Source organism: Streptomyces sp. NPDC031225, from assembly GCF_055570355.1.
The window spans coordinates 55,428-82,354 of the sequence record NZ_JBVIHJ010000034.1 but is presented as its reverse complement, the minus strand read 5'-3'; the positions used below and the strand labels follow the sequence as shown (position 1 = coordinate 82,354).

The following is a 26,927-nucleotide window of genomic DNA, read 5'->3' as shown; positions in this document are numbered from 1 at the left end:
GCGGCTCCCCCGTCACGGCGTCGCGGGCTTGGGTTCCCCGGGTCCGCGCACCGCCGCCTCGTGGAGCTTCTCCACGTCCAAGCAGCCGGCGCCGTCCGGCTCGTTTCCTGGGAACACGACAACCACACTGCCGTCCCGCGCCATCACGGTTATGCGAGTTCCCCAGTCGGCACTCTCCCCGCTCCCGCTCCGCCATTTCTTGCGGTGAATGGTGAGCTCGGTCCAGCGATAGGCCCGCAGGACGTCGCCGGTGGCCACCACGACTCCGAGCTGGAAGCAGTACAGCCGGGGGGTGGGGCCGCCCGTGCGCCGCTCGTACCGGGACACGAAACAGCAGCCGATCAGAAACACGGTCCAGAGTCCGCTGAGCGGGGCGAACCAGCCGTGCAACCAGCCACCCTCCCCCTTGAAGATGTGCACGAGATCGACCGTGGTGCCCCAACCCTGCAAGATGCCAAGGGGCGCGAAGAAGCCCCAAGCGTGCGAATAGGCAGGGCACGCGAACCTCACATAGCTGCCGTAGTCGGCGTCTTTCCCCATGGCCAACGCCTTGTCCCGTTCGCGCACAACACTTCCCCCGGTTCTTGAAGCCCTGGACGGTTCAATGCCCGGCGAGAGGAGCCCCGAAGCTAAGCCACCAGCTCCGAGCCCTCTGTTTCAAGGAGTGGGTGGAGGATTCCAACCCTCCACCCATGCGGCGAGTTACGGGGTCTGACGCAGGTTCGGGTGACAGCCGCGGCGCGCAAGGTGCCGCAGCCCCACGTTTCCTCCAGCCCGCAGGAGTAGTCGGTCTCGTTCTTGACGCGGTGTCCGTCCGGCAACTGGCCCGGTGCCAGCGGGAAAGCGCTGGAGACCAGCGGGCTCAGTTCGTCGGCTCGGACACCGCCGCGCCGCCGCGCCGCCGCGCCGTCGCGCGTGGCCCGAGTCGGCCGCACCTCGCGCTGCTCGTACCGACCGGCCGGCCGGCAAGCCTGCACACAGCATTGGTCTGACCATCAACTCACCTTGCCTATACAGCAGTTGACGCGATTCCAATTGTGACCCACATAACCCTGGACGGGCGGGGAAACTGGCCCCGGCGCCATGCCACGCCTGGCATGCTCATGCACCACTACTGGGAAGTAGCCACCGCGTACGCACTGTCACGCCGACAGCTGTGGCGCCCGGTCCACTCCCGCCAGCAGGTGTCACCCCACAACTCGCGCCCGCCTTCCGGAACGTCGTCATGACACCGTCGTCATGCCGCTCTGCCGTCCCTTCTGGAAGCGCAGCCCCTGTCACCGTTCACAAGGACTCACGCGTGCACAAGCCCAGAAGACATGCCTTCGTCTCAGCGCTGTCAGCGATCACCGTCGCGACCCTGCTGGCCACCGGCTGCTCCACCCACTCCCCCGCCGCCACTGACAAGCCGGCCGCCTCGACTGCCCAGAACCCACAGTCCGGTGCGGCTCAGGAGCAACTCGCGGTCGCCTCCGTCCCCACCGGCGACGCCACCCCTACCGCCGTGGCCGACACGAGCTCGGCAGACCGGGGCACGGCCAGGAAATCCGCGCTCAAGGTCGCGTCCTACAACAAGAAGAGCGGCCGGGCGGTCATAGCGGCACCGTCCGCACCGTCCTCCGGCTCGGGCGCCGAGCAGTCGGCGACCTCGCCGGCTACCCCTTCGGAAACTGTCTCTTCCGCTCCGGACGACTCCGCCACGCCTCAAGGTGCCGGCTCCGGTGCCGCCGAGCCCAAGGCCGCCGTGGGTGTCGGCGACGTCATAGCCAGCGCCCCCACCTCAGGCGCCCCCGACGGCGTGCTTGCCGAGGTGACGGAGATCGTCGACACCGCGGCGGACGGTGCTACGACGGTCGAGACTCAGCCGGCCAAGCTCAACTCGGTCCTGGGCAAGAGTGAGGCGGACGGCACGGTCCCCGTCGATCCGTCCACCATGAAGGTCGATCCGCTCGTCAAGGGCGTGAAGGTCTCCTGGGCGAAGACCGGCGACCTCACCTTCGGCCCTCAGGGCGCGAAGCTCCCCCTGGGCAGCCTGCGCATCGACGTGGGCGCCGCCGTGGAGACCGCCCCGGGCGCGCCCGCCTCAGCCGCTGCGTCGGTGGAGGGCTTCGTCCAGCTCGCCCCCGAGGTGGCCTTCTCGTACGACGGTTCCGGCTCCGGCACGGGCTCCTCACCCGGCGGCGCGTTCCTGGGCCTGACCGGCGAGTGGGCCTCCCAGTGGCAGCTGAAGGGCCGCGCGGCCGGGTCGACCAACGGCACGCCGATCCGTATCCCCTTCGCCGAACTGCACGCCGACCCCGTGATCCAGGTCGGCCCGGTCCCGATCGTCGTCAACCTCGACCTCGTCTGCTACTTCCAGGTGGACGCCGACGGCCATGTCACGGTCGACGCCGAACAGGACCTCAAGGGCGACTTCCGCGTCGGCGGCAACTTCACCTGGGCCAAGGGCTGGAAGGGTGTCAGCGAGTCCCACATGACCGGTGAACCCTTGAAGACGACGGTCGCCGCCGTCGGCGACGTCAAGGCCGCGATGGGTGCCGAGGCGACGGTCGGCCTCTACGGCACGGTGGGCGTCACCGCCGACGTGGCCCCGTACCTTCGCGCAGAGGCAGACGCGACGGCGCAGGGCTCGGCGGACGGTACCGGCTCCGCTTCCGGTTCCTGGGTTCTGTACGGCGGCATCGACCTCTCCGGCACACTCAATCTCCAGCTCTCCATCTTCGGCACGCCCATCTTCCGGACGAAGATCCCCCTCGGATCCCTCCACGAGGAGTGGCTTCTGACGAAGGGTGAGGCGAAGACGTAGGACGTCACCCTGACCCCGCGGCACAGGCGCCACCCCCGCTGAGGGCGTGAGCCTGTGCCGCGCTCGTCGTGAGCAGGGGAAACTCCGGAGCGATCTGAGCCACGTCACATGCCGGTCTCAGGGGTGCGCCGAGGAGTTGCACGGTCGAGGGAGAGCCGCTCGGCGGGCTTCAGGCCCGCAGTGCGACGGAGGGCCAGAAACAGCGGATCCGCTGCCACCTGTACGGTGCCGCTTTCCGCTGTTCTACTTGCGGAATGCGCTGGCGAGACAACAGCAGTTCATGGTGGGTCGCCGGCATTGTGTTCGGGTTGATTCTCGTGGGACTGGGCGCCTGGCGCATCGGGCCGGCGCACCACCTCGAGCACCAGCAACGGGTCGTGTCGGCGTGTATCGCCGAGCGTGGTGTCGAGCAGTGCCTGCCTGTGCGGACCGCCGCCATCACAAGGGTGGCCGTGCAACAGGGAATGTGGTCTTACAAGCTGAACGTGTATCTCGATGGGGCCCCGGAGCCGGCGTTCGAGATCTCGCAGAACTGGAGTGAGCGGCACAGCTCGGAAGTGGTCGTCGCCGATTTCCAGGGCGAGGTGTGGGCCTGGCAGGAGAGCGCGCACCATCGGTGGGAAGAACTGTACGAACCATGGTCGCTCTGGACACTCATCTATCTCGGACTGATGCTGGTCGGCGGCTGGTTCGTACTGCACTACGGGAACGTGCTGCTGATCGAGGGGCCCGGTCGGTACACCGAACTGGCCGAACGGTTGGTCTCCGCGTACAGCGGGATGAGCTTTGCGGGATGGGCGATCGTCGCCGGGTTCTCCCTCTCCCGGGTCTTCGGGCTGATGTCCATCGCCGTCGTGGCGCTGGCCGTCGGTGTCAACGGCGCGGACAACTGGCGCCACTGGCAAAGCGCCTGGCGCCGTGCCCGCCGTGTGCCGCGTTGACCGTACCCACACCCACACCCGCGCCCGCGCCCGCGCCCGTGAAGGACGGCAGCTACTTCTGCCCGGCGCGGCCGCGGCGGGCAGGCGTCAAGCAACCCGTCACACGATGAAGGGCCGGGAATCTCCCGGTCCTTCATCGCTCCTGACGCGTCCGGAATGAGCCACGACTCTCGGAGCGGCACAGACTTCCGGGTTCCGGCACAGCTTCTGATCTTGTCCTTTAACCTCTGTCCGTCACTCCAGCAGCACTGTCGCGAACCTCAGGTGGTGCGTCACCAGCCATTCCTGCATGCGGTCCCAGCGTTGCCGGCCACCGCGCTCCGCCAGAGCTTGGGTGTAGACGGGGTCCCCGCCCGCCACGCGGTCGGCGACGAAGGCCCGGCAGGACGCGGTGGCCTGTTCGATGACGTCGGGCAGTTCAGCGCGGTCCTGCCGGGACAGCCCGTAACCGTCGGCGAGAATCCGCAATCGCGTCGGGACATCCAGCCCTGCGGGATAGAGAGCCATCGCGGATTCGGGATCGAGCATGGGAACCCAGTACCGGGCGGTCATGGCGACATCCCACAGCGGTCGGCCAGGGGCCGCCAGGTCGAAATCGATCAGGCCCGCCGCACGACCATCGCGGAACACGACGTTCTCCAGGCACACGTCGTTGTGGCACAGCATCGTCCCGCCCTGGGGGTCGGCCAGGTCCCGGGGCCACTCGACATCTGTATCGGCCGGGATGGTCGCGCTGGCCTCGTGCAGGCGCCGCAGCAGGCTTCCCACCGATCTCAGCGCGGTCTGCGTCATCGCCCAGCGCGGAAACGGCGGCAGGGCGACGTCGCCAGGGATGAAGGTCAGCCGTCCGCGGTGAGACCGACCGGGGTGGGAGCCGCGTCGAAGCCGTGCTCTTCGAGCGCGAGGAGGTAGGAGTGGAGGGCGCGCGCGGTGCGCGGGGCCGGGCGTTCCGCCAGGGTGCCACGCCGGACGACCGCGCCCGCGTTCACCATGCCGCCGACCAGTGCTTCGTCATCTGTGGCTTCACCCTCAGTTGCCATGTCGATCACGTTATCGCCAGGTCGGCCGCGTGAGGGGTGTATCGAAATGTGCTTCGAACTTGGATGTTCACCTGGGTGTTCGCCGGACGCTGGGGCGGCCTCCGTCTGATCCTGTGCTCCAACCAAGGTGCACTGATCAAGACGAAGGCCGTGAGGGTGGGTTTGCTGTCTGACGCCGGTCCGGGGAGGCGTTCGCGCAAGCGCCACGCTTTCGGGAGGACTTATGCGAGTGCCTGACCGCGCGCGGGGACGAGCTTGTCGATGCGTTGCTGTGTGTGGACGGTCCGGTGACTTCGCCGGTGGATCTGACGCTGGTGGCCGAGCACCGGCGCGGGCACGGTGCGATGTACGACGCGCTGAACTGCGGGAACGTGGATATAACCCGGCTGCGACAGGTGCTGGCCGGTCTGCCGATGCCGCGAGCCGCCGACGGCCGCTTGGTCCTGGCGGTCGACGTCAGCAACTGGGTCCGCCAGGCGTCCCGACCTGAGCGGAGCGCCTGTTCTGCCACGTCTACGGCCGCAGCGGACGGTCCTCGGACCAGTTCATCCCCGGTGGCCCTACTCCTCCGTTGCCGCCCTCGAATCGGGCCGGACATCCTGGTGTCAGCTCCTGAACGCCGTCCGCCTCGGACCCGAGGACGACGTCCCCGAGGTCACCGCCGCCCAGCTCCGCCGCGTGGTCGAGGACCTGATCTGATGGGCCGTTGGCACGTCGGCGGCCGCGACATCCTCATCGTCTTCGACGCCGGCTACGACGCACCGCGCATGGCCCACCTCCTGGCCGGGCTCCCGGTCGAGGTGCTGGGACGGATGCGCTCCGACCGCGTCATGCGACGGCCCACACCTTCACTCAAGGAGTAGGCCCTGGCCTACCCGCAGAACGGCCGGCCGCCGAAGCACGGCAAGGAGTTCCGCTTCGCCAAGCCGGATACCTGGGGCGAGCCGGACGAGGCAACCGTGCAGGTCACCGACCGATACGGCACCGCCCGCGCGATGGCCTGGGACCGCATCCACCCCCGCCTGACCACCCGATCCGGGGTGGACCAGCATCAGGTAGCAGGTCCTGCGGTCGGCCAGGGTGGCGATCACGGAGTGCTTCTTGCGACCGAGGGTCAGCATGTGCGCAACGCTTTTCGGCCACCGCTCCGCGGGAACGTTTCCTGGGCACACCCTGGTCCCTCACCCACGGAGCACCCGTGCTGAGCAGCTCAACTCTCTCCGCGGTCTGCGAGGTCACCGAAGCGGTACCCCTGCTCGACCGCACGGTCGTGGCCGGCACCATGGTCTGGTTCCGCACCGACGACACCGAGCCCACCGTGCCGTACCGGCACCGGCAGCACGTCATGCGTCCATGACGAACGTGACCGGCACCGCGCCCCGCACCGGAGGCCATTCGCCTCTGGCGGTGTACCTGACCTCTGCCGTTCTCGCCCGGACGGCGGACGAGGGAGCCCGCGTCGCACTCGTCATGCTGGCCACCCAGCGTGCCGACAGCCCGGCCCTCGGCGGAGCCCTGGTGGCGGCGCTGATGATTCCCCACGTGGCAGCGGCACCAGTGGCAGGCGTATTGGCTGACTCGGTGCGGCGCCGCCGTCTCTTCCACGGCAGCGCCGTGACGCTCTACGGCGCGGCGCTCAGCGCCTTGGCCCTGTTGGTGGGCCGTGCCGACAACGTCGTGGTGCTGGTTCTGGCCGTGGCCGCCGGGGGCGTCGCACCCTTGGTTACCGGGGGTCTCACCAGTCTTCTGGGGGAACTTCTCAGCAAGGACCGTCTGACCAGGGCGTTCAGTGCTGACGCCGTGTCGTACAACCTGGCGGGCATCTCCGGGCCTGCGGTCGCGGCAGCCCTGGGCACAGCGGTGAACGCGGGGACAGCCCTCGCGGTCCTGGGTGCCGGAGCGATGACGGGCGGGCTCCTGCTGTTCTCGCTGCGGCTGCGTCCCCGGACCCCAGAAACAGACCGGACCGGGTCGGCTCAGGCCCGCTGACCTGATGCAGGGAGCGGCCGAACTGACCCGCAGTGCTCAGCTGAGGTCGGTCACCTGGGGCAGCAGCGTAGGACAGATGGGTGTCGGGGCACTGCCCGTGGTGAGCGTGCTGCTGGCCGCCGACTATCACGCCTCATGGGCCACCGGCGGACTGATGACCGCGTTTGCCGCCGGTGCCCTGGTGGGCTCCCTGAGCTACGCCTGGCGCCCCGTCGGCCGGAACAACCCGGAGCGTGTAGTGCTCTGGGGTCTGCTGGCCACCGGGATTCCTCTGGCGTTGGTGCCCTGGGCCGGTCACGCGGTTCCCGCGGCGGGGCTGTTCGCCTTGGCAGGCTTCTGCACAGGTCCTCTGTTCAGCGCTCTGCTGGCCAGCCGTGACCGGTACGCGCCGGCGGCCGTCCGCACCCAGATCTTCACCCTCGGCGCCGGGCTCAAAAGCACCTTCGCAGCCGCCGGGGCTGGCACAGCCGGCGCTCTCAGCGGGCTGGGAGCCGCACCCCTCGTGCTGGGAACCGCCGCGTGCCAGGTACTCGCCGCCGCTCTCGCCCTCGTCCTGCTGACAGGCAGGCCCACCGGCCCTACCGACTCAGGAGCAGGTCCGGCCGGGCTGCCGCCTACGCCTGCGGAGCAGGGGTGGGGCGAATGAGGAGCAGGGCGCGGTCGTCAGGCCACAGATGATCAAACGGCTCGCCTCTGCCCTACCAGGGGGAGCCCGGCGGGAGGTCCACCGAGGACAGCACCCGGTCCGGGTCGACCCGCTCATGCGCGACCGCCAAGTCACGGCGACCAGCCGGGCGCCGCAGGCCATGCGTGGCAAGCACCTGGTCCGTAGAGGGCAACTCGTTCCCGGCCCTGCTCTGAGGCGCACGTCATGGACCGCCTTCGGCTCCCGCGCCCGCCCCCGGCATCAGGACAGGAACAGGCACAGGCATGGGGACGGCCAGCATCGGCTCCGGCAGCGCCCACGTCACGCGCCATGCCTGCCTCCCAGACCATCAACACCCGAGTAGGCGCCACGGCCGGACCGTGGCGGGGGCCGTGGTCGCGCGCCGGGAAGTACGCGACGTGCCGACGTCACCCCGCATACGCGGGCGGGGTGACGCGGTCATTCGAGGTGCGTACGGGGCCGCTGCCCGCTCAGTCGGCCAGTGGTGCGCAGTGCACGTTGTTCGCTCCGCCGCTCTGGCCGGAGATCCGTCCCCAGTAGCTCACGCAGTGTCCGGGGTGGCCGATGTACGTCGGACCGGCGTAGGTCGTGTAGACACCGTCATCGAACTCGGGGTCGACGTCCTGGGCGTCCGTGAGCGCTGCCAACATGGACACTGCGGCGCCGGGACGGGCGCGCACGGTGACCACGCAGTCCCGTCCGGTCGACGGGTTGTACGTCAGGTAGACGGTGCCCGCCGTACCTACCGGTGCTGAATCGACCACTGTGTAGCCCGCCCCGCAGACACCGTTGTACTTCGCCAAGGGCGTCGCCGCCCCTGCCTGCGGTGCGACGGCTCCCATGGCGCCGACCACGGCGGCTGTGACCGCTCCGACCGCTGCGGCACGCTGAATGATGTTCATGTGAATCCCCCGTTTCGTCGACTGCTCCAACAGCTTGTCGACCTCGAAGGGTTCGACCGTCGTCACCCCAACAGCGTTGTAGGCCACCGGCACCGGTTACGGAACCCGGACACGGAGTGAACGGCTCCGTGTCCGTTGATGTAGGGGTCCTCGGGGGTCTTCATCTGGTGCTCGACACCGGCGCGTACTGCTCCTCCACCCCCTGCCACTACAACAGCCTGCCGGACCCCGCCGTACACGCAGTGCGCGTCGATCCCGACGGTCGCGTCCACTTCAGCCCCCTCCGACAGGCCGAGACCATCAAGGAGGTGCTGGCACGACCGGCCGATGACGTTCCCCGCAAGGGCTGGCGAGCCCCGGCTACACCCCGGCCGCTCTCTCCGCCGCCGCCCGCATCGCAGTCGATGGACACATCAGCGGACCACACGCGACGACCACGGGACGAGGAGACACAGGACGGGCAACGTGTCGCTGCCGTCGGCCACACGTCAACTCGGTCCGACCGTGAGGTGAACGCCGTGGAGAAACTGAGACCAGTTCCCGAATGATCAGTGGAGAAACCAGTGAAATCGACCGTGTGTTCTCGCATTCACCGGGCACGAGGAGCGACGGAGGTTGATAACTATGGTTCCCCTGCTTGTTGTTCTTCTGCTGGCTCTGATCCTCTTCGGCGCGGGTTTCGCGCTGAAGGCACTGTGGTGGCTCGCCGTCATCGTGCTGGTCGTCTGGCTGCTGGGCTTCGTCATGCGCTCCGCGGATACGGGCGGCCGTAAGGGCCGTTGGTATCGCTGGTAACCGCCAAGCAGCAACATGCCTGTGGCTCCGGATGCATCCGGAGCCACAGGCATGTCCGGCATCGATCTCCGACCCGGATCGGGGACGCTGACGCGTGGAGGCCACCTCACAGCCGGTCCGGTCAGCCACACACCCTTCTGTACGGCGCGTCAGGTACGTGCGTGTTCCACTCCGCTCTCGTCAGGTCGATGTTGCCTGCGCGGGCGCAGATCAGGGCCGCGGCGCGGCTCTGGTCGAGCGTGTGCCGGCGGAGGGGGACGTGACTGCCGGCGACGAGGAGGGTGCTGCTGTCGGGGCTGAAGGCGAGAGAGACGACGGGTTCGCCGGGGGTCGGGAGGAGGCCGCCCAGAGGTTGTTGGGTGGTGGTGTCCCAGAGCTGGACGGTACCGGCGTCGCCGCCCACGGCGAGGGTGTGGCCGTCGGAGCTGAGGGCGAGGGCGCTCACCGCTTCGGCAGTGTCGCCGAGCGGGACCGGGAAGACATTGCGCAGGACGCCCTCGCGGTGGCGCAGGTCACCGTCCCACAGGGCGACGCGGCCGGTTTGGTCGCCCGCAGCCATGCGGCTGCCGTCGGGGCTGAACGCCAGCGCGCTGATGCGGTCGCCCTTGACCAGGTCCAGCGCGACGATGCTGTCGCTGGTCTTGCGGGCCACCCGGTTGTCGCCGACGACCAGTTCGATGCGAGGGCTGAGCGCGAGGCGCGCGCTGACCAGGCCGGAGCCGGTGAGCAACTCCGTCCGTCGACGGGTGTCGGTGTCCCACATCTCGTTCGCGGGTTCGCCGCCGGGCGGGGTGCGGGTGGTGAAGAGAATACGGCCGTCGGGGGTCAGGGCCAGCGCGGTCACCGCAGTACCGAACTGGGTCGAGGCCAGGTCCAGTGTGCTCTGTTCACGGTCATGGGTCAGGCCCCAGACGGTGAACCGCTGTGGCGCGGCCCGTCGGCCGGGCGCGGTGACGCCGTAGACGAACCGGCTGCTGTCGGGGCTGAACGCCAGCCGGGGGGCGGTGTCCGCGGGCGCGAGCGGTGTCCCGTCCCTGCCGCCGATGGCGACCGGCGAAGGCAGGGGCGGGAGCACGCGGACGAGCCTGCCGTTCGCGGTGGCGCGCAGTTCGAAGTCGTAGCCGTTGGCCGCGCGTCGGGCGGTGGCGAAGAGACGGCCGTCGGGGCTGAGCAGTACGCCGTCCATGGGGCGGTCGTGCCAGGCTGCCGTGACGGTCGCGGTCAGGTCGATGGTGTGCACGGTGCCGCCCTCCAGGTAGCGCAGCAACGGCAGGCCGGGGTCCCAGATGAAGCTGCGCGCCAAGGTCCCCGAGGGAACAATCGACGTCACGCTGCACCCCCGCGGTAACGTCCCCTGCAACCTGGGAACGGGCTGCTTCCCCATGTTCGGCGACGCGACATACTCCAACTACGGGTACGCGCTGCCCACCGTGGCCACCTCCGGAACCCTGACCATCAACGGCCGCGCCGAGAAGATCCGCGGGCAGTCCTGGCTGGACCGCCAGTGGGGGCCCCTGCCGGATCTCACCCCGGGTCGCGCCTCCTGGTCCTGGATGAACCCGAGCGTCCGACCCTTCTCCAGACTTGGCCGCTCCGCCTCCCAGTACGTGAAGCCATGCCGGTGCAGACATGTCTCGGCGCTGGTGGTGCGGTGCTCGAAGTCGCGCACCAGGCGGCGGCTCCGCATCAGGTGGGCGAAGAGACGTTCGACGATCCACCGTTTGGGCAGTACCACGAAGCCGCGCATGTCGTCGCTGCGTTTGACGATCGCCAGGACCAGGGTGAACGTGGCCAGGCAGTACTCGACGAGGCTGCTGGTGTAGCCGCCGTCGGCCCAGACCAGTTCCAATCGGTGGTGGGCGTCGGTGACCTGCCTGAGTAGGACCTGGGCGGCGGTGCGGTCGCCGGTGTCCGCGGCGGTGACCATCACGCCCAGCAGCAGGCCGAGGGTGTCGACCACGACGTGCCGCTTGCGGCCGTTGACCAGCTTGCCGCCGTCGAAGCCCCGGCTGTCCGCGCCGACGACGGCGTCCGCCTTGACGGACTGCGAGTCGATCACCCCGGCCGTCGGCTGCGCGTCTCGCCCCAGCTCCTCGCGGACCCTCGCGCGCAGCCGGTCGTGGAACTCCTTGACCAGGGCGTTGTCGCGCCAGCGGCGGAAGAACGCGTAGATGCGGTTCCACGGCGGGAAGTCGGCGGGCATCGCCCGCCACGCACACCCCCAGGTGACCGGGCTGGACTGCCCGGCAATCGGCACGCAAGACTGCTGCACTAGGGCCTCCTGCCACTCGGTGATTCGACACCAACGAGCTGTTCAGGAGGTCCCGTTCCTATGCGCCCAGCGCCCCGCGACCACCCGATCGGGACTCCCGTTCGACGCTCGCCTTCCCGAACCGTGTAAGGGCGCTCGACGATAACCAACCCCTGCAGCTCGGCGGCTGGTCACAGCGGTGATCGATGTGGCGGCCGCAAGTCAGGACCCCGGACATCAGTAGTGACAGAGCAGGTCGACGACGACGGCTTCGGCATGGAGGCCGTCGAGATAGTTGTTGGCCTGCTCCCAGTAGCCGTCGCGGTCCGCATCCATCCACACACCGTCGAGGGTGACAAGGGCAAAGCCGGGCACAGCGCACTGGACCGACGACTGCCGGGCTTCCTCGTGCTCCTGCGCGAAGTACGCGACCGGGTCATTGAATAGGAACGATGTGTCGAAGTGCGGGTCGCCCGAGACGGCCAGCTGTGCCACGTCCTGCACCAGCGGCTGGGCCAGGTGCTCTCTCTTGGCGTCCGCCAAGGAGTAGCCACCGGGGTCGGACTCGTGGCGGGCGACGAAGTCGGACAACGGGCGGGCCGGCGGATGCAGCGCGGCCAGTTCCTGCCAGGCGGCGAGCCTGGCATCATGCCTTATCGCCGCTCGCCGCCGCATAGCGCCGAAATCGAGCAGGTCCCGAGGTCCGCCGTAGCACTCCAGCGGCCCGAGGGCATCAAGCTCGGCCTTCCTGCGGGGGACGGTGGAGGTCGTGACGAGCCTGCGGTCGCCGTCATGCTCGGGCCGGGTGAGGTAGGGGCTCTCCGCATCGGAGTAGATGACCCACCAGTCCCACCGGCCGACCGGGTTCCAGTCGTCGGTGAGGTTGGCGTCATATGGCGCCATGGTGGCCGCTATCGCTTCAGGAAGCTTCCGCGGCTTGGTCGGCGGCAGGCACACCGTGACGAAAAACTTGCTCATACGCTGGATCGTAGAACCCAAGTGCTGTTCGAGGCATAACGTCCTCAATCCGCTGGACACCCCTTCGACCAACAAGCCACAAAATCGGTACGACAACAGCTACTGACTCCAACAGCCGAAGAAAGTCACGCTGGGACAGGCGGGCCATCATGTACCTCCCAGTTGAACTGGCAGTTCAGCAGCGAGAGTTGCATGGTGGCCCGCCTGCCGGGCAGGAAGCAGCATCCCTGTCGACACACGCCCCAGGGGCGAACGCACCCAACGTTGATCGCCTACACCTCGAAGCGGGACGCCATCTTTGACGACGCGACGCCGCTGCAGCCGAACACCTGGACTCGGCCTTCTTCACCCTCATCGCCCAGGAGCCGACGCCAGGCTGCTACGGCATCACTCGCGCTCTCGCCGCTCATCCGGAGCAACCGCCTGATGGTTCTGCCCGGATGCGTGCGGGGTCACCGGTGGGGCGTCAAGTTCCCGCTGCCTGGCAGCCAGTGCCCTCGCCAGCACCTTCGCCCGGTAGGGGTTCTCCGTGCTCAGGGCCTTCGCCACTTCCACGGCCTCGTCCAACAGCGCCAGCCGCCTCTCAGGTATGTCCCGCATCAGGGGTGAGGCAGTCTCCTCCACCAGGACGTACGCCAGCTTCGATCCGTATGCCTCCGAGTCGACCTGTGTCAGAAGACGGTAGATCCAGAGCCCCTCGGCACCCCGCACCACCCGCTGGTTGGCACTGAGCAGCCTGACTCTCGCCAGTACGACCATGTCCTGATCCATCGATCCCCTTCGTCCCCTCACTCCCGATCAGTGCTGTCCCACGGCGGGACAGCACGGCGAACGCACCGGCAGCCGATGAAGGATGCCGGCACGTGGACCGGAGAGTGGATGAGGACGATTCTGCGGGCACAGCGCTACCCGCAACAAGACCGAACAGGCGTGCGCTACGTCCTACCGAAAGCGTCGTTGAACAGGCATGATGGACCTGACACTCACTCAAGCCTGTTCCCCGGGAGTCAGCCGGCGCGACATTCACCGCCGTCGCAGCCGCACGGGTGTCCGCTTCGTGACGATCCGCCAACTCGGCGGTCATCATCCGGGAGTTGACCGGTACAGGCTCCCAAGGGCCTGGGAAGTTCTCTACGCCCTGTGATCCACAGGGAAGAACGGGCCCGCTCGATTGCCCACCGCAGGGGACGCTCACTCCGGTACGGGGTGCAGCCTCCGGCACGACGGACATCGGCATGATCGCCGGTCAGCCACATGCAGGGGGCGCTCCTGATCCAGCTTGCCTGCGGCACCTGGCCCCTCAACGCTCGTCGACCACCCTCCACCCACCGAACGGACGGCCAGGGTTCCGTCACCTCCACGTGAGCCGCCCATCCAGCTGAGGTGTCCAGCCCTTTTGTGCCCGGACCCGGACGCCCACAAGATGGTGGTGCTCGCGGTGAGCTGGGCTTCACTTCGGGCCGCTGGAGCGGCTGTCGGCGTACCGCGTGTGACTGACACTCCTGATGACGTCCGCGCTCCGTTCCCTTCACGTCGCAAGGGGCCCTCTGGGGCGAGGGCGCCTTGCGACGTGCCGCCTATGCGAGAGGCGGGCCGGGGCTGCGGCTCACTGCGTGTAGAAGGTGGCGTCGGCCCGGTCGGTCGCCGTGCCGGGAACCTGGACGTACAGCAGGTAGTCGTAGTGGCGGATGTAGCGGCCCGGCACGTTGTACGACTCGTACGAGATCCCGGCGGAGTCGGCGAGGCCGGCCCGGGCGGTGAAGGAGGCGTCACCGCCGAACTGCGCCGTCCCGTCGTTCTTCTCCACCCACACCTCGTAGTTCTTGTGGCGGAGGAAGTATCCGGGGAAGTTGGCCGATTCCAGGGAGACCGTGCCGCTGCCGGCAAGACCGGTGACGACCCGGAACTGTGAGTCGGCCAGCGGGGAGACGTTCGGCTCGATCTTGGCGCGGAACTCCCAGTGCCGGATGAACCGGTCGGGAAAGTTGTAGGAGGAGAGCCGGATCGGGGTGACGCCGTCGGCGACCGGAATGCCGAAGTCGGGTGTGCCGTCGGCCTTCCAGTAGATCTTCTGAACGCGGGTGCGGCGGTTGGGGTCGTTGAGAGGGTCTCCGCTGATGTCCTTGTAGTTGCGGTCGTGGTAGACGAGGATGTCGGACTTGCCGTCCTCCGAGACCGTGAACTGATTGTGGCCTGGGCCGAATTGGCTGGTCGCGGCGTTGCTGGCGAAGACCGGGCCGGTGGACTTGGCCCAGGACGAGACGCTGAGCAGGTCGGCCGTCGCGGACGCGGTCAGCATCCCCATGCAGTAGTTGGCGTCGGTGGCGCTGGCCGAGAAGGTCAGGAAAACCTTGCCGTTGCGCTGGAGCACGGCGGGACCCTCGTTGACCGTCTGGCCTCCGGCAGTCTCCCACGAGGCGGTCGGCCGGCTGAGCATGACCGGGGCGCCGCTGATGGTCCACGGATTGGACATCTGCGCCAGGTAGATGTTGGTGCCGGAGCCCACCGCCGGGTCGTTCTGCGCCCAGGCGAGATAGCGAGTGCTGTTCACTACGAACGTCGTCGCGTCGAGGGAGAAGGTGTCCAGCGGCAGCGCGATACGCCCCTTCTCCGTCCAGGGGCCCGCGATCGGGTTCGCGGCGGTGCACTCCAGGACGTACGGCCGGATCTTCCAGATGTTGTCGGCGTCGCCCGCGGCGAAGTAGACGTACCACTTGCCGTCGATGAAGTGGATTTCAGGAGCCCAGATGTGGGCGCCCATCACACCGCTGGCGTGCTTGGTCCAAATGGTCGTCTCAGCGGCGGCGGACAGGCCCTGGATCGTGGTGGCACGGCGCAGCACGATGCGGTCGTACGCCGGCACGGTGGCGGTGAAGTAGTAGTAACCGTCGGTGTGCTTGAAGATGTGCGGGTCGGCCCGCTGCTCGGCGATGGAGTTCGTGTACGTCACACCGGGTGACGCGGGCACGGCGGCGCGGGCGGTACCGGCCGACACGCCGGTGAAGGTAGCGGCGGCCGAGCCGGCGATCAAGCCGAGGACCGTTCGACGGGTCAGCGCAGGTCTCAAGAAGGGCTCCTTCTACTACACACGTATCTGAGAGTGAGTCGGCGCAGGACATGTGCCCGCCACCAGCCCATCTTCGATATTTCGAACTTCGTTCGGAGACTCGGGCAGAAGATAGGCCGCTTCACAGGTCCCGGTCAACGCTCTCGTCACACCGGCCACAAAAGAATGTGGCTGGCCGGTGGGCCACGACCCGGGCGAGAACGCCGGCCTGCACCGCGGCCGATTTCGCGTCGTCAGCCTGCACATGCTTCGGCGATGGGCCACAGCCTCCGCACAACGAGGGTCAGCACGCGATTAGCGCCCGGCCGACAGCCCGGCGTGGAAGAAGAGCGTGGAAGAACAGTCCAGGGACTCACCCGCCCTCTGCCCATCGGCAGAGACCCGGACCGGGCCACCGCCTCGTGGCGGTGCGCTTCAACATGATCCTCAGGTCAAAGACAGGGTCCCTTGCGACCGCGTGGGCCGGTCCGGCGGCGACCCGTTACGGAACCGGGCTTCCAGGTTCCTCAGCCCTCTCAGCCTGCGCACCGCCCACGCCCTTGAGTGACTGTGTCCCGAAGTTCATGTCCATGACGGGAAACCACAGGAACACCAGGATCACCAGGCGCCGTGCGCTCGCAGTCGCTGGGGGCACGGTCGCGGCCGGCGGCCTGGCCGCCACCGGCTACCAGTCGGCCTTCGCCGGAGGCGTCCGCGTCGCCGGACTCGTTCGCCGCGAAGACCATCGGCGTCGGGCGGCACCGGCGGCGACCGCTCCCGCCGCGCCGATGACGCCACCCCGGGACAGCGAGCGTTTTCTACGGTGGGAGGAGGATGTGGGGGTGGGAGATCCGGACACGGAAGTGCCCCTTCCAGAGGTGCATGTGACGGGCGCGCCAAGGGGTGGCGGAGCATGCCGACGGTGGAGGTCCAGTAGACGCGGGAGGCCGCGTTGTCGGGTCGGTGGTCGTAGTCGCGGGCGAGGCGCCGGTGCAGCATGAGGCTTCCGTTGACCTGCTCGACCACCCACCGCCCCGGATGTGGGACGAAGGCTTTGCCCTTGTCGTCGGGTTACGGCGGACCACCTCGACGGTGATGTCCTTCGCCGCCCCGCGGAATGATCACGGCGTCCTTGGAGCCCTGGTCGACCAGGACCTTTTCCAGGCGCATCCCGCATCGTTCGGCCGCCTGGTCCGGCAGGGCTGTGCCGGCCTCGTTGTCGTGCTCGCTCGCCGCGAGGATCACCACACCGATGATCAGACCCAGTACGTCGACGGCGCGTCCCGCGGTGACCACGGGCCACTCCAGGTCCCGGATCTCATACGCCTCGTCGATGATCTTCGCGAACGCCTCCTCGATCGCGGATCAGGGTCTCCTCGATGCCCCGATGCCCCGATGCCCCGATGCCCCGATGCGAACCGTGCGAGAACCAATTCACGGCGTCCTCGGGGGCTCAAGTGACGGTGACGTTGATGGTGTGCCAGCCGGTTGCCCCGTCGGGAAGCGGCTTGTGCGCCTGTCCTGTCTGCACCTGGCCGGTGCTGTCGGTGGCGCGTACCTGGAGCCGATGCTTGCCGGACCTCGCCTGCCACTGCCAGCTCCACTGCCGCCATGTGTCCACCGACGGCACCGCCGCGAGCTGTGCCGGCTGCCATGGTCCGTCATCCACGCGGACCTCCACCGCGGAGACCCCGCGATGCTGTGCCCACGCCACCCCGGCCACCATCACCGGACCCTGCTCCAGCCGCTTGCCCGCGGCCGGTGTGTCGATCCGGGACTGGGTCTTCACCGGAGCCAGCGCCGAGTAGTCCCGCCGTACCCAATAGGCGCTGAAGTCCGAGAAGCTGGTCAGCTCCAGCTCCGTCAGCCACTTCGTCGCCGATACGTACCCGAACAGCCCGGGCACCACCATCCGGACCGGGAACCCGTGCTCGACCGGCAGCGGTTCCCCGTTCATCCCGACCGCCAGCAACGCGTCCCGTCCGTCACGCAACGCAGCCGTCGGTGTGCCGGCCGTGTACCCGTCCTGGGAACGGCTCACCACCTGGTCCGCCCCGTCCTCCGGCTCGACCTCGTCGAGCAGATCCTTGATCGACACCCCCAACCACCGGGCGTTTCCGACCAGTTCGCCGCCGACCTCGTTGGACACACACGTCAAGGTGATGTAACGCTCCACCATCGGCCGGGCCAGCAACTGCTCGTATGTCAACGTCAGCGGCCGTTTCACCCGGCCATGAATCCTCAGCTGCCAGTCCTTGGGTTCCATCTGGGGCACCGTCAGTGCGGTGTCGATCCGGTAGAAGTCCCCATTCGTGGTCACGAACTTCGTCACCCCGGGCACGCCGGCGGAGACCTGGGGCAAGGGCGCTGCCGGACTCGACGGGGACGGAAGGACGACTGCGGCGCGAGCCGCGGCCACCCTCTGTGCCCAGAGCAGGCGTCCGCCCGGTACCCCCACCACGGCCGCACCGATCGCCGCACCGGCCAGGGTGAGAAACCGTCGCCGGCCCGGCGGCTGTCCTATGCCGTCCACCAGCGGGATGCCGGCATTCGACGACGGCGGACGGGCGCCCACCACAGGGGTGGAGGCTTCCTGCGCCGCCCCGTCAGTCTCCGGGCCGGTGCTGTCCTCCAGGTCCTCCAGGTCCTGCGCCGATACCGCCGCAGGGCGCGGCAGCGTATGACGCAGCAGCACCAGAAGCCCGGCGGCGGCCAGTACACCGGCCACCGTCGGCAGCGGGTACGCCCACGTGGCGCTGGGCCGGGTGGCTGCCGCGAGTACGCCGATCACCCCGAACACGGCGACGCCGGCCAGCCCATAGCCGAGCCGGCGCATGGCCAGCACGCCGATGAACGCGGCGAAGGCGGCCAGCACCAGGACGATTCCCGCCTGCAGGACCAATTTGTCGTAGGTGTAGAACACCGTGACAGCGAACTCCTTGACAGGAGTCGGCGTGGCGTCCACGGCGACGCCACCCACCGCGACGAGGGGCGCGGAAGGCCCGCCCGTCGCGGCGGCCACCAGTTCGCCGACCCCCAGGGCCAGCGCGGTGGCCGCGACGCCGGCAAGTTCGCCGTACCACTGCTTGGGCGGTCGTGCCGGTGCCGGTCGACCTGTCTTCTGAGCTTCCATGTCGATGTCAGACAGCCGGGGGGCGCTTATCGGCCGGCTCGGCGCAGCCGGGTGAAGCCGACTCCCAGCAGGACCAGACCGCCGATCGCCACGATCGGTCCGACGATCGCCCACAGTGTCACGCCGCTCATCGTCGAGCCCCCCATGACGTCGGTTCCCTGGAGGAACCAGGTCACGCCCACAAAGATCAGCAGTGCGCCCAGGACGAGGACGATCCAGTTCTTCTTCATGCGGTATCTCCAGGTGTGGAGCGGAGGTTGTCGACAACGAGCCTGACCGTTGTGCGGTCGCGGCGCGACAACGCTTGGTTGGACCCCGTCGTCAACCGGTCGACGTACGCACGACTCCCCCGGTGAGTGGATGCTCCCCGACTCCGCGCCGGGCACCCTTGACATGGACGCTCGTAGACTGGCGGCCGGACCTCGGCGGGCGAAGGTGGGGGCAGGGAAGTGGCAGCGCGCGGCAGCGTCGACCTCGGATCCCGCTACAGCGTCGGATGGCACGTCCTCGTCGGCGCCGTCGCGGTACCTCTTGCCGTCGCCATATGGGCCAACGTCTCCGTCGCGCTGGGACAACGCCTGCTTGCCCTCGGAACGCTCGCCGTCATCGTCGCCTGGTACGCCCTGGTCGCTCCGCTCGCGATGGAGAACCGCGACGAGCGTTGGGGTGCGACCTATTTCGCCGTGCTGGCGGTCGCTTTCCCCTTCCTGCTCGCCATCGCGCCGCTCAGTGGCGCACTGCTGTTCGCGCTGTGCCCACAGCTGTTCGTGATGGTCGCGAGGTGGCGGATACGTCTCCCGCTCCTGCTGCTCCTGTACGCCGAACTCGCCTGGGCCATGTTGGCGCGGGCAGGGTTCGGCCGCTACGCAGTGGCGATGACCGGCGTGACCGTTCTGGTGCCCATGACCGTGACGATCCTCGCGGGCGCCTATCTGACCGGCATCCGCGAGCAGAACCGCAAACGGGCCGAGCTGATCGAGGAGTTGACCCGGACCCGGGCCGCACTGGAACGCGCGGGCCACGAGGCCGGCGTCCATGCCGAGCGTGAACGCCTGGCCGCCGAGATCCACGACACCCTGGCCCAGGGCTTCACCAGCATCCTCATGCTCGCCCAGGCCGCACGGACAACCCTCCTGCGTGATAGGGCAGCCGCCGACGGCCAGCTCGACATCATGGAGAAGACGGCCCGCGAGAACCTCGCGGAGGCACGCTCGCTGATCGCCGCGCTGGCCCCGGTCGACCTGACCGGCCGCAGCCTCGCGGACGCGCTGGACCGGCTCGCCGCCCGGCACACCCGCGACACGGGTACGTGCGTCGAGGTGTCGATCGTCGGCGAACGGTCCAGCGCGCCCACCGGCACCGACATCGCCCTGCTGCGTACCGCGCAGGAGGCCCTGGCCAACGTCGGCAAGCATGCCGGCGCCACGACGGTGCGGATCGAGCTGCGTCACGAAGACGGCCGGCTAACCCTGGCCGTGACCGATGACGGCCAGGGCTTCGACCCCGCCACCATCTGCGGTGGATACGGCCTGCTCGGCATTCGCACCCGCGCCGCCGGCCTCGGCGGGACCTGTGAGGTGCGATCATCTCCCGGCCAGGGCACCACGGTTCGGGTCGAACTGCCGCTGGCCCCGGCTGAGCAGGCGGCGCGCGGCCTGCAACCAGTGCCTGATCTCAGCCCCACACCCGACCACTGAGCAGGCGGAACCAACCCGATGACTGTCCACATCCTGATCGTCGACGACCACCCGGTCGTACGCTTCGGCCTCCGCGGCATGCTCGAGGCCTACGACGACCTGCGGGTCGTGGGCGAGGCCGGCTCCGGCGACGAGGCGATCGTCCTCGCCGCCACGACGCGCCCGGACGTCGTCCTGATGGACCTGCGGATGCCGGGTACCGACGGCGCCACCGCGACGGCGCGCATCCGCCAGGACCACCCCGGCATTCGCGTGCTCGTGCTGACCACCTACGAAGGTGACGCCGACATCCTCCCCGCGATCGAGGCCGGCGCCACCGGGTACCTGCTCAAGGACACCCCGATCGGTACCCTGACCGACGCGATCCGGGCGGCCGCCCGCGGCGAAACCGTCCTCGCCCCGCTGGTGGCCGCCAGGCTGGTGACCCACGTGCAGGCGCCGACCGGGGAGCAGTTGACCCCGCGCGAGGTGCAGGTACTCGGCCTCGTCGCGCGCGGTCTGTCCAACGGTGAGATCGGCCGAGAGCTGTACATCGGCGAAGCGACGGTGAAGACGCACCTGCTGCGAGCATTCGTCAAGCTGGGCGTCAACGACCGCACCGCAGCGGTCACCGTCGCCCTCTCCCGCGGCATCCTCACCTCACCGCACCAGTGAGCCGTGCTTCGAGATCCGGGCCGCCGCACCACAGCTCGCGGAGGAACACGGTTTCGACAAGATCACCGTAGAGATGATCACCATCGCGGCCGACGTCTCTCATCGGACCTTCTTCAACTGCTTCCCGAACAAGGAGGCGGCCGTCGTCCATGCGCCGTCGAAGTTGCTGGGTGCGGATGTCGAGGCTTCCACCGCCGCAGGCGCCACGTACCCCGGCGAGATCCCGGCAGACCTGACCGCGCTGCTCCTGCCAGACATGGCCGAGCGGCCACCACAACGGAACGAGTTCTCCGCCGGCTTCGCGCCGGCCCGCGAGCACCCGACCGTGCCGGCCGCGATGCAGGCGCACTTCGGAACGTTCGAGCAGTCCCTGGCCGACATCGTGGCAGCACGCACGGGGGAACGGCCGCAGGACGAGGCACCGCGTCTGATCGCCGCCCTGGCGGTGGCCGCCGTCAAGACCGCGCTAGAGAGCTGGGGGGCCGACAGCCCCGAGGACGAGGAGGACAGGACAGCCCCATGCCGTACGTGGAGCGCGTGATGGCTTTACTTCGCACCCTCTTCGGCTCCTGACCCGGACATCGCCGCTCTCCGGAGCCCCTGGTGACCGACCTCTCCCCCACTGCACAGGCAGCGCAGCCTGGCTTCTCCGCCCTGCCGCCGCGATTCACCCTGATGGCCATCGCCGTCGCCGCCACGGTGCTGGTGGCGGACTGGGGCGCCAGCGCGTACGGCTGGACGGACCCGGAGGTCCTCGGCCTGGCCGCGGGCCCCTCCACCCGACTTCCGGCACTCGACGTGGTCCCGGTCCGTGGCCGCCCACACTCCGAGAGCAGTGCCTCGACCTGGTCCTCGCAGGGCTGGAACGCACCCGGGGAATGAGAAGGAGAGCCACCTACCCGGTAATTCATATCCAGGGGACGGTTTCTTCCCCCCATCGTGAGTGGACATCATCTCGGCACCGGCGAATTATGGTGTGCGGACCGCCGGTCGGCGAGTCGCGGGCGACAAAGGGACAGGCGCCATGGTCGAGACTGTTTCATTCAGGAACAAGGAAGTTGACATCGCGGGTCACCTTCACCTTCCGGACGACTTCGACAAGGAAAAGAAGTACCCGGCTCTCGTCGGAATTCACCCAGCCGGTGGCGTGAAGGAACAGACCATCGGCGAGTACGCGAAGCGGCTGGCCGCCCAGGGATTCGTCACCGTGGTCTACGACTCCTCCTATCAGGGAGAAAGCGGCGGCGAACCGCGTCTCCTGGAGGACCCGACGACCAGGGTGGAGGACGCCCGCTGCGCGGCGGACTTCCTCACCACTCTTCCGTACGTCGACATCGAGCGGATGGGCGTCTTCGGCATCTGCGCCGGCGGCGGTTACGCGATCAGCGTGGCGCAGACAGAACGTCGCTTCAAGGCGGTGGCCACCGTCAGCGCAGCTCCGATGGGTGAGGGCTCCAGGGGCTTCCTGGGGCACCTGTCTCCGGTGGCCGAGCAGATCAAGACCCTGGAGATGGTCGCTCAGCAGCGCACGGCGGAGGCGAGGGGAGCGGCACCTGTCTATGCCCCGTTCGTCCCGGAGACGCTGGAGGAGATCGACGACAACACACCGGACCTCCTGCGTGAGGGATACGACTACTACCGGACTCCGCGTGGCCGGCACCCGAATTCCAAGGGCCGTTTCCTGCTGACCAGCATGGACAAAATGTATGCCTTCTCGGCGTTCGATCAGATTCCACAACTGCTGACCCAACCACTGCTCCTCATCGCGGGGAGCAAGGCGGACACAAAGGTGTTCAGCGACCAGGCATACGAGCTTTCCAAGGGGCCGAAGGAACTGTTCGTCGTCGACGGCGCGACGCATATCGCCATGTACGACGTTCCGGAGTACATGGAACAGGCGCTCACCAAGATGGTGAAGTTCTTCGCCGCCCTTTAGTCCCACCGAAGAAGTCATTCGAGGAGCACCATCACCATGTCCCATCCCGGCCAGCCCACCGTCGCCATCGCCTTCCATTCGGGTTACGGCCACACGGCCGTCATCGCCGAGGCCGTGGCGCGCGGTGCCGCGGGAGCCGGCGCCGAGGTCGTCTCGGTCTCCGTCGACACCATCACCGACGAGCAATGGGCACGGCTCGACGTCGCCGACGCGATCATCTTCGGTTCCGCCACCTACATGGGCACCGCCTCCGCGGCGTTCCACACCTTCGCCGAGGCCAGCAGCAAGCGCTGGTTCCCTCATACCTGGGTGGACAAGCTCGCCGCGGGCTTCACCAACTCCGGCGCCAAGAGCGGCGACAAGTCCTCCACCCTGGGCTACTTCGCCACCCTGGCCGCCCAGCACGGCATGCACTGGATCAGCCTGGGCCTGCAGCCCGGCTGGGACTCCACCAAGAGCAGCGAGGACGACATCAACCGGCTGGGCTTCTTCCTGGGCGCCGGCGCCCAGAGCCCGACCGACGCCGGCCCCGAGGCTGTCCACAAGTCGGACATCGCCACCGCGGAGCACCTCGGCGCGCGGGTCGCACGCCAGGCCGCGATCTTCCGTGCCGGGCGGACCGCCCTCGCCTCCTGATCACACGGCTTTCCTTCCCGTAACCACTTCACCCCCCGCAAGGAGCACAGCATGTCCGACTCCCCGCACCTCGCCCTCATCCGCCGGCTGTACGAGTCCGGGATGGCGCCGGAGGTCACCGCAGAGGTCATGGCGCCGGACCTCGTCTGGGACATCACCCCCGGCTTCCCGAACAGCGGCGTCTACCACGGCTGGGACAGCGCGGCCAAGGACTTCTTCGGCAAGACGATGCCGAACTACGAGTCCTTCGGTGCGGTACCCGAGGAGTTCTACGCGGACGACGAAGGCCACGTCTTCGTCTACGGGCACTACCACGCCGAGACCAAGACCGGGATCAAGGCCGATGTCCGGTTCATCCACCTGTGGACCGTCCGTGACGGCCAGGCCGTGAGCATGCGTCAGGCCGCCGACAGCCACGTCCTCCAGGAAGCCCTCAAGGGCTGACACTCCCCCTCATCAGGAGCTCCCCATGGCGAAGATTCTCTTCGTGATCACCGCGTCCGACCACTGGACGCTGGCCGACGGAACACGACAGCCCGCCGGGTTCTGGGCCGAGGAGGCCATCGGCCCCTACCAGGTCTTCAAGGAGGCCGGATACGAGATCGCGGCCGCGACACCGGGCGGCGTGCCGCCCACCGCCGACGCCCTCAGCCTCACCCCCGACTTCAACGGAGGCGAGGAAGGCGCCCAGCGCATGCGGACCGCGCTGCGGGAAGCCACCGAGCTGGCACACCCGATACGCATCGAGGACGTGGACATCGACGACTACGTGGCCGTCTTCTACCCCGGCGGCTGGGGCCCCATGGAGGACCTCCCCGACAACGCCGCCTCCGGCAAGCTGCTCACCGACTGGCTCGCCTCCGGCAAGCCGGTCTCCTTGGTCTGCCACGGCCCCGCGGCCCTGCTGGCCACCATCGGCCCCGACGGCACCTCCCCGTTCACCGGCTACCGCCTGACCGGCCTGTCCAACGCCGAGGAGAAGCAGAACGGTCTCGCAGACCGCGCGAAGTGGCTGCTCCAGGACCGCCTCGTGGGCGAACTCAAGGCCGACTACCGTGAGGCCGACGCATTCACGCCGCACGTCCAGGTCGACCGCACCCTGTTCACCGGACAGAATCCGGTCTCGGCGGTCCTCCTGGCGCAGGAACTGGTCAAAGCACTGAGCTGACGACTCGCGAACGCCTCCGCTGGTGGCCTGGTGCGCACTCGCGCCCCGGGCCACCGGTATGTCGTGAGACCGACCGTAAACCCGAGGGATTCGGCGTCCCCTGGCCGATCAGCCAGGGGACGGATCTGTACCCCCCACAAGATGCGACGTTTGTGCCAGGCTGACGGTCATGAACCGCAATCCGCGTCTGAACGAGCTGGGTGAGTTCCTCAAGGCCCGTCGGGCCGAGCTCACCCCCTCCGAGGTCGGCCTCCGTGGCGGGCCACGACGGCGTGTGAAGGGGCTGCGCCGTGAGGAAGTGGCGCTCCTCGCCGCGATCAGCACCGAGTACTACACACGGATCGAGCAGGGCCGGCTCCAGGCATCGGCTCCCCTCCTCGACGAGATCGCCCAGGCCCTGCGACTCAACGACGACCAGCGCACCTACCTCTTCGACCTCGCGGCGAAGGAGAGAGTGCACCCGTCCACGTACCGCGAGCGCCAGCAGGTGGACCCGCAGCTGCAGCGCATGCTGGATGATCTCACCGCCTCCCCCGCCTTCGTCATCGGCCGGTGTACCGACATCCTCGGCTGGAACCAGCTCGCCGCCGCCCTGTGGACCGACTTCGGGCGCTACCCGGAGCAGGAGCGTGTGTTCGTCCGGCTGCTGTTCACCGAACCCTGGATGCGGGAGCTGTACGTCGACTGGGAAGAGGTCACCCGCCTGGCCATCGCCCAACTGCGCATGGAGAGCGCCCGCTACCCCGACGACCAGCCCCTCACCGCCCTGGTCGAGGAACTCTCCGCCCGCGACGCACAGTTCCGGCAATGGTGGACCGAACACGACGTCGCGATGCGGGGCCAGGGCGTCAAGAAACTGCGCCACCCGGTGGTGGGAGAGCTGACCCTCGACTGGAACACGCTCACCTGTGGCACGGACCCCGACCAGCACATCATCGTGTGGAACGCCGAACCCGGCACCCCCTCCCACGACGGACTGCGCCTCCTTGCCTCCTGGGCCGCCGACCAGAAGCCGACGGCGTCCGACGCGACGACCTGAACCCTCCTATGGGGGGAGAGATGCGTCCCCCCTGCGGCCGTATCCCCGCCAAGATTCCTCCCCTTTTCCGGGCGTACCCGAGACGGAAAAGTCGAACACCTCGACGACCTATCTCAGACAACGAGGTGCTTCACATGAAGGCTGTAGGTTTCACGGAATTCGGTGGGCCGGAGGTGCTTCAGGTTCTTGAGCTGCCTGCCCCGGAAGCCGGTCCGGGCGAGGTGCGCATCCGGGTGCGCGCCGCGACCGTCAACGCGGTCGACGCCCTCCAGCGCAGGGGGCCCGCCCGGTCTCCGGACGCTCGGCCGCCGTTCGTTCCCGGCATGGAGGCCGCCGGCGTCGTGGACCAGATCGGCGTGGGTACGGACACGGACCTGAGCGTTGGTGATCAGGTGACAGCGATCGTGCTGGCCGACGGATCGCACGGCGCCTACGCCGAGCAGGTCGTGGTCCCGGCGGAGTCAGTGGTGCGCGCACCCCACGGCACCGGTGATGTGCAGGCCGCGACCCTGCCGATGAACGGTCTGACCGCGCGCCTGGCGCTGGACACGCTGGGCCTGCAGGCAGGGCAGACCGTCGCCATCACCGGGGCGGCCGGCGCGGTGGGCGGTTACGCCGTCCAGCTGGCCAAGGCGGACGGGCTGCGGGTGGTGGCCGACGCGTCCGAGCAGGACGAGACCTTGGTCAAGGAACTCGGCGCAGACATCGTCCTGCGGCGTGGCGCCGAGTACCCGGACCGGGTCCGCGCGGAAGTCCCGGAGGGCGTCGACGGACTCCTCGACGGCGCCTCGCTCGGCGCCCTCACCGCGCGCGCGGTGCGTGACGCGGGCCGGGTGGTCACGCTGCTGGGTTACGACGGTCCCGGTGAACGAGGCATCGCCTACGAGCCGATCGTCGTGTTCCGCTACGCCCGGGAGCGCGCCAAGCTCGACCGGCTGCGGCAGCAGGCGGAGGACGGTCAGATCACCCTCCGGGTCGCCAGGACGTTTCCGGCGGAACAGGCCGTCGAGGCGCACCGGCTCCTCGCCGCGGGCGGCGTGCGGGGCCGCCTGGTCCTGACGTTCTGACAGAGTCACGTATGGGCACGAAGGGGCGGCCCTCAGCGCCACCTCATGGCTGCGGGGGGGGGGGGGGGGGAGGGGGGGGGGGGGGGGGGGGGGGGGAGGTGGGGGGGGTGGGGGGGGGGGGAGGGGGGGGAGCCACGGGGGGCCGTCGCGCTAGAACGGTAACGGCCGACCGTGCACCACCT

General features: G+C 68.7%; 25 protein-coding genes and 4 pseudogenes. 18 read left to right on the top strand and 11 right to left on the bottom strand.

Annotated elements, in window-relative coordinates; genetic code table 11:
* Positions 1-12: 12 nt before the first annotated feature.
* On the bottom strand, positions 13-567 hold the full coding sequence (locus ACZ48Z_RS40355; protein WP_468740896.1) for a hypothetical protein: 555 nt from the start codon (positions 565-567) through the stop codon (positions 13-15).
* Between the two features lie 733 nt (positions 568-1,300).
* Between ACZ48Z_RS40355 and ACZ48Z_RS40350 the strand changes: the two genes are divergently transcribed.
* Both ACZ48Z_RS40350 and ACZ48Z_RS40345 read left to right on the top strand, forming a co-directional pair.
* A complete protein-coding gene (locus ACZ48Z_RS40350; protein WP_468740895.1) occupies positions 1,301-2,806 on the top strand; it encodes a hypothetical protein in 1,506 nt (501 codons plus the stop codon).
* 254 nt (positions 2,807-3,060) lie between these two features.
* Positions 3,061-3,747 (top strand): hypothetical protein, encoded by a 687-nt coding sequence (locus ACZ48Z_RS40345; RefSeq protein WP_468740894.1) that lies wholly within the window; start codon positions 3,061-3,063, stop codon positions 3,745-3,747.
* Between the two features lie 234 nt (positions 3,748-3,981).
* Here ACZ48Z_RS40345 and ACZ48Z_RS40340 read toward each other — a convergent pair.
* Positions 3,982-4,787: pseudogene (locus tag ACZ48Z_RS40340) on the bottom strand (phosphotransferase).
* Positions 4,788-5,062: 275 nt separating this feature from the next.
* Here ACZ48Z_RS40340 and ACZ48Z_RS40335 point away from each other — a divergent pair.
* The 4 genes and pseudogenes from ACZ48Z_RS40335 to ACZ48Z_RS40320 all read left to right on the top strand — a co-directional run bounded on the left by ACZ48Z_RS40335 (position 5,063) and on the right by ACZ48Z_RS40320 (position 7,422).
* Positions 5,063-5,992: pseudogene (locus ACZ48Z_RS40335) on the top strand (transposase).
* Positions 5,986-6,144 carry a hypothetical protein gene (locus ACZ48Z_RS40330; protein ID WP_468740893.1) on the top strand — a complete coding sequence of 53 codons (159 nt, stop codon included), beginning with the start codon at positions 5,986-5,988 and terminating at the stop codon, positions 6,142-6,144. The pseudogene ACZ48Z_RS40335 and the gene ACZ48Z_RS40330 overlap by 7 nt, the downstream one beginning before the upstream one ends.
* Positions 6,141-6,776 carry an MFS transporter gene (locus ACZ48Z_RS40325; RefSeq protein ID WP_468740892.1) on the top strand — a complete coding sequence of 212 codons (636 nt, stop codon included), beginning with the start codon at positions 6,141-6,143 and terminating at the stop codon, positions 6,774-6,776. The genes ACZ48Z_RS40330 and ACZ48Z_RS40325 overlap by 4 nt, the downstream gene beginning before the upstream one ends.
* A 76-nt stretch (positions 6,777-6,852) precedes the next feature.
* Entirely contained in the window at positions 6,853-7,422 is a 570-nt protein-coding gene (locus ACZ48Z_RS40320; protein WP_468740891.1) for a hypothetical protein, read from the top strand.
* Positions 7,423-7,913: 491 nt separating this feature from the next.
* On the opposite strand, the gene ACZ48Z_RS40315 is transcribed toward ACZ48Z_RS40320, so the two are convergent.
* A complete protein-coding gene (locus ACZ48Z_RS40315; protein ID WP_468740914.1) occupies positions 7,914-8,345 on the bottom strand; it encodes a spore-associated protein in 432 nt (143 codons plus the stop codon).
* Between the two features lie 624 nt (positions 8,346-8,969).
* On the opposite strand from ACZ48Z_RS40315, the gene ACZ48Z_RS40310 reads away from it, so the two are divergent.
* Positions 8,970-9,140: a hypothetical protein gene (locus tag ACZ48Z_RS40310; RefSeq protein ID WP_020121623.1), complete on the top strand. Its 171-nt coding sequence runs from the start codon at positions 8,970-8,972 to the stop codon at positions 9,138-9,140.
* A gap of 121 nt (positions 9,141-9,261) precedes the next feature.
* Here the strand turns inward: ACZ48Z_RS40310 and ACZ48Z_RS40305 are convergent, their stop codons facing one another.
* A complete protein-coding gene (locus ACZ48Z_RS40305; RefSeq protein WP_468740890.1) occupies positions 9,262-10,443 on the bottom strand; it encodes a WD40 repeat domain-containing protein in 1,182 nt (393 codons plus the stop codon).
* On the opposite strand from ACZ48Z_RS40305, the pseudogene ACZ48Z_RS40300 reads away from it, so the two are divergent.
* Positions 10,427-10,591, top strand: a pseudogene (locus ACZ48Z_RS40300) (lipocalin family protein); the annotation flags it as partial. The gene ACZ48Z_RS40305 and the pseudogene ACZ48Z_RS40300 sit on opposite strands and share 17 nt — an antisense overlap.
* On the opposite strand, the gene ACZ48Z_RS40295 reads toward ACZ48Z_RS40300, so the two are convergent.
* The 7 genes and pseudogenes from ACZ48Z_RS40295 to ACZ48Z_RS40265 all read right to left on the bottom strand — a co-directional run bounded on the left by ACZ48Z_RS40295 (position 10,549) and on the right by ACZ48Z_RS40265 (position 18,778).
* Positions 10,549-11,343 carry an IS5 family transposase gene (locus ACZ48Z_RS40295; RefSeq protein WP_468740913.1) on the bottom strand — a complete coding sequence of 265 codons (795 nt, stop codon included), beginning with the start codon at positions 11,341-11,343 and terminating at the stop codon, positions 10,549-10,551. The pseudogene ACZ48Z_RS40300 and the gene ACZ48Z_RS40295 sit on opposite strands and share 43 nt — an antisense overlap.
* 285 nt (positions 11,344-11,628) lie before the next feature.
* On the bottom strand, positions 11,629-12,369 hold the full coding sequence (locus ACZ48Z_RS40290) for a hypothetical protein (RefSeq protein ID WP_468740889.1): 741 nt from the start codon (positions 12,367-12,369) through the stop codon (positions 11,629-11,631).
* A 387-nt stretch (positions 12,370-12,756) separates the two neighbouring features.
* Positions 12,757-13,140: a hypothetical protein gene (locus ACZ48Z_RS40285; protein ID WP_468740888.1), complete on the bottom strand. Its 384-nt coding sequence runs from the start codon at positions 13,138-13,140 to the stop codon at positions 12,757-12,759.
* An 835-nt stretch (positions 13,141-13,975) separates the two neighbouring features.
* Positions 13,976-15,400, bottom strand: a complete 1,425-nt coding sequence (locus tag ACZ48Z_RS40280) for a family 43 glycosylhydrolase (protein WP_468740912.1) — start codon at positions 15,398-15,400, stop codon at positions 13,976-13,978.
* A 900-nt stretch (positions 15,401-16,300) separates the two neighbouring features.
* A pseudogene (locus ACZ48Z_RS40275) lies at positions 16,301-16,699 on the bottom strand (IS5/IS1182 family transposase); the annotation flags it as partial.
* Positions 16,700-16,868: 169 nt separating this feature from the next.
* Positions 16,869-18,548, bottom strand: coding sequence for a molybdopterin-dependent oxidoreductase (locus ACZ48Z_RS40270; protein WP_468740887.1), 1,680 nt, complete (start codon positions 18,546-18,548; stop codon positions 16,869-16,871).
* Positions 18,549-18,574: 26 nt separating this feature from the next.
* A complete protein-coding gene (locus ACZ48Z_RS40265) occupies positions 18,575-18,778 on the bottom strand; it encodes a hypothetical protein (RefSeq protein WP_355754855.1) in 204 nt (67 codons plus the stop codon).
* A 219-nt stretch (positions 18,779-18,997) separates the two neighbouring features.
* Between ACZ48Z_RS40265 and ACZ48Z_RS40260 the strand changes: the two genes are divergently transcribed.
* The 10 genes from ACZ48Z_RS40260 (at position 18,998) to ACZ48Z_RS40215 (ending at position 26,745) form a co-directional block, all read left to right on the top strand.
* The gene (locus ACZ48Z_RS40260) at positions 18,998-20,245 is read left to right on the top strand and encodes a sensor histidine kinase (protein WP_468740886.1); all 1,248 of its coding nucleotides are present in this window, start codon (positions 18,998-19,000) and stop codon (positions 20,243-20,245) included.
* Positions 20,246-20,263: 18 nt separating this feature from the next.
* Positions 20,264-20,899 (top strand): response regulator, encoded by a 636-nt coding sequence (locus tag ACZ48Z_RS40255; RefSeq protein WP_468740885.1) that lies wholly within the window; start codon positions 20,264-20,266, stop codon positions 20,897-20,899.
* A gap of 13 nt (positions 20,900-20,912) precedes the next feature.
* Positions 20,913-21,440, top strand: coding sequence for an acyl-CoA-like ligand-binding transcription factor (locus tag ACZ48Z_RS40250; RefSeq protein WP_468740911.1), 528 nt, complete (start codon positions 20,913-20,915; stop codon positions 21,438-21,440).
* 62 nt (positions 21,441-21,502) lie between these two features.
* Entirely contained in the window at positions 21,503-21,781 is a 279-nt protein-coding gene (locus tag ACZ48Z_RS40245) for a hypothetical protein (RefSeq protein ID WP_468740884.1), read from the top strand.
* Between the two features lie 142 nt (positions 21,782-21,923).
* Positions 21,924-22,835, top strand: a complete 912-nt coding sequence (locus ACZ48Z_RS40240; protein ID WP_468740883.1) for an alpha/beta hydrolase — start codon at positions 21,924-21,926, stop codon at positions 22,833-22,835.
* A 36-nt stretch (positions 22,836-22,871) separates the two neighbouring features.
* The gene (locus ACZ48Z_RS40235) at positions 22,872-23,471 is read left to right on the top strand and encodes a flavodoxin family protein (protein ID WP_468740882.1); all 600 of its coding nucleotides are present in this window, start codon (positions 22,872-22,874) and stop codon (positions 23,469-23,471) included.
* Positions 23,472-23,522: 51 nt separating this feature from the next.
* A complete protein-coding gene (locus ACZ48Z_RS40230; protein WP_468740881.1) occupies positions 23,523-23,915 on the top strand; it encodes a nuclear transport factor 2 family protein in 393 nt (130 codons plus the stop codon).
* A gap of 25 nt (positions 23,916-23,940) precedes the next feature.
* A complete protein-coding gene (locus ACZ48Z_RS40225; protein ID WP_468740880.1) occupies positions 23,941-24,639 on the top strand; it encodes a type 1 glutamine amidotransferase domain-containing protein in 699 nt (232 codons plus the stop codon).
* Between the two features lie 169 nt (positions 24,640-24,808).
* Positions 24,809-25,678: a helix-turn-helix domain-containing protein gene (locus ACZ48Z_RS40220; protein WP_468740879.1), complete on the top strand. Its 870-nt coding sequence runs from the start codon at positions 24,809-24,811 to the stop codon at positions 25,676-25,678.
* Between the two features lie 134 nt (positions 25,679-25,812).
* Positions 25,813-26,745, top strand: coding sequence for an NADP-dependent oxidoreductase (locus ACZ48Z_RS40215; protein WP_468740878.1), 933 nt, complete (start codon positions 25,813-25,815; stop codon positions 26,743-26,745).
* Positions 26,746-26,927: the final 182 nt, after the last annotated feature.

Excerpts from the sequence above, each read along its gene's own strand:
- ACZ48Z_RS40230 (WP_468740881.1), top strand. The coding sequence starts at position 23,523 with ATGTCCGACTCCCCGCACCTCGCCCTCATCCGCCGGCTGTACGAGTCC.
- ACZ48Z_RS40235 (WP_468740882.1), top strand. The coding sequence starts at position 22,872 with ATGTCCCATCCCGGCCAGCCCACCGTCGCCATCGCCTTCCATTCGGGT.
- ACZ48Z_RS40265 (WP_355754855.1), bottom strand. The coding sequence starts at position 18,778 with ATGAAGAAGAACTGGATCGTCCTCGTCCTGGGCGCACTGCTGATCTTT.
- ACZ48Z_RS40345 (WP_468740894.1), top strand. The coding sequence starts at position 3,061 with ATGCGCTGGCGAGACAACAGCAGTTCATGGTGGGTCGCCGGCATTGTG.
- ACZ48Z_RS40310 (WP_020121623.1), top strand. The coding sequence starts at position 8,970 with ATGGTTCCCCTGCTTGTTGTTCTTCTGCTGGCTCTGATCCTCTTCGGC.
- ACZ48Z_RS40220 (WP_468740879.1), top strand. The coding sequence starts at position 24,809 with ATGAACCGCAATCCGCGTCTGAACGAGCTGGGTGAGTTCCTCAAGGCC.
- ACZ48Z_RS40325 (WP_468740892.1), top strand. The coding sequence starts at position 6,141 with ATGACGAACGTGACCGGCACCGCGCCCCGCACCGGAGGCCATTCGCCT.
- ACZ48Z_RS40270 (WP_468740887.1), bottom strand. The coding sequence starts at position 18,548 with ATGGAAGCTCAGAAGACAGGTCGACCGGCACCGGCACGACCGCCCAAG.
- ACZ48Z_RS40215 (WP_468740878.1), top strand. The coding sequence starts at position 25,813 with ATGAAGGCTGTAGGTTTCACGGAATTCGGTGGGCCGGAGGTGCTTCAG.
- ACZ48Z_RS40320 (WP_468740891.1), top strand. The coding sequence starts at position 6,853 with ATGGGTGTCGGGGCACTGCCCGTGGTGAGCGTGCTGCTGGCCGCCGAC.
- ACZ48Z_RS40240 (WP_468740883.1), top strand. The coding sequence starts at position 21,924 with ATGGTCGAGACTGTTTCATTCAGGAACAAGGAAGTTGACATCGCGGGT.
- ACZ48Z_RS40285 (WP_468740888.1), bottom strand. The coding sequence starts at position 13,140 with ATGGATCAGGACATGGTCGTACTGGCGAGAGTCAGGCTGCTCAGTGCC.
- ACZ48Z_RS40255 (WP_468740885.1), top strand. The coding sequence starts at position 20,264 with ATGACTGTCCACATCCTGATCGTCGACGACCACCCGGTCGTACGCTTC.
- ACZ48Z_RS40295 (WP_468740913.1), bottom strand. The coding sequence starts at position 11,343 with ATGCCCGCCGACTTCCCGCCGTGGAACCGCATCTACGCGTTCTTCCGC.
- ACZ48Z_RS40290 (WP_468740889.1), bottom strand. The coding sequence starts at position 12,369 with ATGAGCAAGTTTTTCGTCACGGTGTGCCTGCCGCCGACCAAGCCGCGG.
- ACZ48Z_RS40225 (WP_468740880.1), top strand. The coding sequence starts at position 23,941 with ATGGCGAAGATTCTCTTCGTGATCACCGCGTCCGACCACTGGACGCTG.
- ACZ48Z_RS40315 (WP_468740914.1), bottom strand. The coding sequence starts at position 8,345 with ATGAACATCATTCAGCGTGCCGCAGCGGTCGGAGCGGTCACAGCCGCC.